This is a genomic window from Iodobacter sp. BJB302 (assembly GCF_002735645.1).
Classification (GTDB): domain Bacteria; phylum Pseudomonadota; class Gammaproteobacteria; order Burkholderiales; family Chitinibacteraceae; genus Iodobacter.
In genome coordinates this window covers 1-1,740 of record NZ_PDZG01000165.1, presented here as the reverse complement: position 1 = coordinate 1,740, position 1,740 = coordinate 1, and the positions used below count along the sequence as shown (strand labels likewise).

Sequence of the window (1,740 nt, the reverse complement as noted above, 5' to 3'; positions counted from 1 at the left end):
AGCATTTTGCTTAAAATGGCATCTTTACGAGCCTTGGGAATACGCGACATGATAAGTAACCAGCCCCCTGAGTAAGTTAGAATCCCTGAAAAGGGAGTATCTCAACTATCCTGACACAGGGGGAAGTTCGCGCTGTGGTGCTTAATGGTGCCGGGCGAAATTTCTGTGCAGGGATTGATTTAATGATGCTGGCCGAAATTCAGGCGAGCCTTGCCAGCGAATGCGAAGCGCGTAATCGCGAAACCATCCGCAGCCTGATTCTGAATTTACAATCCTGCGTCAGCAGCCTGGAGCACTGCCGCAAGCCCGTGATCGCCGCCATTCATGGTGCCTGCGTAGGCGGCGGGCTGGATCTGGTGCTTGCCGCAGACTTCAGATACGCCAGCACAGACGCCAGCTTCAGCGTGCGCGAAGTAGCCATGGGGCTGGTGGCCGATGTAGGCAGCCTGCAGCGCTTAGGCCGCATTGTTGGCGAAGGCATAGCGCGGGAAATGACCTTCACCGCAATGGACATGCCCGCTAATGATGCGCTGAATGTTCGCTTAGTCAACCAAGTATTTGTTAGCCCAGAAGAATGCCTTGCCGCCGCCATGCGCACCGCCAGCGTCATCGCAGCGCAATCACCCCTCGCCGTGCGCGGCAGCAAGCAAGTGCTGAACTACAGCCGCGATCACAGCGTGAGCGATGGCCTGGAATACGTCGCCACCTGGAACGGCGGCATGCTGCTCTCCGCCGACATCAAAGAAGCCATCACCGCGCAAATGAGCGGGCGGGCGGCACAGTATTTGGATTAAAAACGCAGGAAGGGGCATAAGTATCTGCACAAGTTTGATGTACTTATTCCCTCCTTTGAAAAAGGGGGCCAGGGGGGATTTAGCAATGTTTCAGCGTTTTAAAAGCGCCTAAATAAAGCCAAAGCAACGGCAAATCCCCCTCAATCCCCCCTTAACAAAGTGGGAGGCTACTGCACTGAAAGTGCCACCTCTGATATTTCGCAGCAAAAACCCAAGTGTTATATAAGGGCGATTTACTTTTACCCGATGGCATAAGCCGCCAAGCTGATACTGATGTCATAAAGAGTAATCAGCGCGGGTTAACAAAACCACCCTCAGAGAAAGATTAGCATTGACTTTCGCCCATTTACTAAACTATTTATCTTATGTAAAAGAATCTGTTAGCCAGTGTCTTTTTTGTGCAGTACCATTCCAAATTTAATAATAACATTGTGAGTTTTTATGACAGGCTACATCCAACGCATTCACACAAAAATCCCTTTCACTGACAAAATAGTCAACATCGACCTGCAAGGTAAAAATCTTATTCTTACGGGCGGAAACGGCTGTGGAAAAACAAATTTCTTAAATCATCTCTTTGATTACTTAACAAGGAGAGTTGTAAATAGAGAGAATAACCAGCGAGATCAATTAGAAAATGATATTCGACATTACTCTGAAGTAATAACGAGGAGTGGCGAAGCTCATCAATTCTACCCGAACTGGAAAAATAACCTTATAGACTCGAGAAGAAAACTAGAAGAAATTGATAATCCCGTTTTATCTTTGAACAGTTTAGAAACATTTGTGGTTAATTATCATTCCAATAGAGCCCTACTAACCCAATGCTGTTCACTTTATAGTCAAATGATGGATAATTGATAGATAATTTCTTTTTTTCATTAATCATGAAGTATGGCGAGCAGAGCTGCACATTTGGAAGATTCGATTCGAATATCTGACTACT

Annotated in this window: 2 protein-coding genes; both read left to right on the top strand. The window is 46.7% G+C overall.

What is annotated here, in order from left to right; translation table 11 throughout:
- The first annotated feature begins 98 nt into the window (after positions 1-98).
- Complete coding sequence (locus tag CSQ88_RS22380) at positions 99-794, top strand: crotonase/enoyl-CoA hydratase family protein (protein WP_099400260.1); 696 nt, start codon at positions 99-101, stop codon at positions 792-794.
- Between the two features lie 441 nt (positions 795-1,235).
- Positions 1,236-1,655: a hypothetical protein gene (locus CSQ88_RS22865; protein ID WP_143449584.1), complete on the top strand. Its 420-nt coding sequence runs from the start codon at positions 1,236-1,238 to the stop codon at positions 1,653-1,655.
- The last annotated feature ends 85 nt before the right edge of the window (positions 1,656-1,740 follow it).